Source organism: Roseibium sp. AWQ4_290 (assembly GCF_056160985.1).
Genome location: NZ_JBSWYG010000095.1, coordinates 1 through 260 on the forward strand (window position 1 = coordinate 1; position 260 = coordinate 260).

Here is a 260-nt window from a genome sequence, read left to right on the forward strand (position 1 = left end):
GTCTTCATGGCGGCGCCGCGCTCTGTTACGCTGCTTTTGCAGCGTAACACCAAGGCATGAGTTCGTTGATGCGATTGATCTTGTGGTCGGCGATTTGTGCCAGAACCCAGGCCAACCAGGCTTGCGGGTCAATGCCGTTGAGTTTGGCGGTTTCGATCAGTGTATAGGCGATGGCCGCGGATTTGCCGCCGCCTTTTGAACCCATGAAGAGGTAGTTTTTTCGTCCAAGGGCAATCGGTTTCATTGCCCGCTCCGCGCAA

General features: G+C 55.8%; 1 protein-coding gene. It reads right to left on the reverse strand.

The window, feature by feature from the left end; genetic code table 11:
* Positions 1-25: 25 nt before the first annotated feature.
* A partial coding sequence (locus tag ACXAH0_RS25280; protein WP_475196093.1) for a transposase domain-containing protein occupies positions 26-260 on the reverse strand: 235 nt, incomplete at its 5' end.